The sequence below is a fragment of the Vibrio sp. S/42/10 genome (genome assembly GCF_029890535.1).
GTDB classification, from domain to species: Bacteria; Pseudomonadota; Gammaproteobacteria; order Enterobacterales; family Vibrionaceae; genus Vibrio; species Vibrio cyclitrophicus.
Genome location: NZ_JAKMZC010000048.1, coordinates 1 through 567 on the forward strand (window position 1 = coordinate 1; position 567 = coordinate 567).

General features: G+C 43.2%; 3 tRNA genes. All 3 read right to left on the minus strand.

The annotated features are described in order from the left end of the window. Window positions 1-236: 236 nt before the first annotated feature. Window positions 237-312 (minus strand) — tRNA-Val (locus L8S15_RS21735). A gap of 29 nt (window positions 313-341) precedes the next feature. After that, window positions 342-417, minus strand: a tRNA-Ala gene (locus tag L8S15_RS21740). Window positions 418-442: 25 nt separating this feature from the next. After that, a tRNA-Lys gene (locus L8S15_RS21745) sits at window positions 443-518 on the minus strand. Between the last annotated feature and the right edge of the window lie 49 nt (window positions 519-567).

A 567-nucleotide genomic window follows, 5' to 3' on the forward strand; every position in this document is an offset into this window, starting at 1 on the left:
CTGTTTGCCGGACTCAATTGTGAATCAATGTAAACATTGATTCGAATACAAGACACTTGAATGTGTTTGTTGTGTTTATCTAATGAAAGATAAACATTGAGAACTTTTAAATTTGATTGAATTACTCTTAAGTAAATCAATCAGTCAGCTTTCCAAATTGTTAAAGAGCAAGAGTTTTTCAAGTTATAAACTTTCAAAACCATTTTTAAATACTCTCTTACGAGAATGCTTAAAGATGGTGGGCGATACCGGGCTCGAACCAGTGACCCCCTGCTTGTAAGGCAGGTGCTCTCCCAACTGAGCTAATCGCCCATAAAAGTTTTAATTCCTTATGGAAGGAATGGTGGAGCTATGCGGGATCGAACCGCAGACCTCCTGCGTGCAAGGCAGGCGCTCTCCCAGCTGAGCTATAGCCCCATATTTTTATTTCCTTGGGAGGAAATGGTGGGTCGTGCAGGATTCGAACCTGCGACCAATTGATTAAAAGTCAACTGCTCTACCAACTGAGCTAACGACCCAATGGTATCCCGTAGGGGAGTCGAACCCCTGTTACCGCCGTGAAAGGGC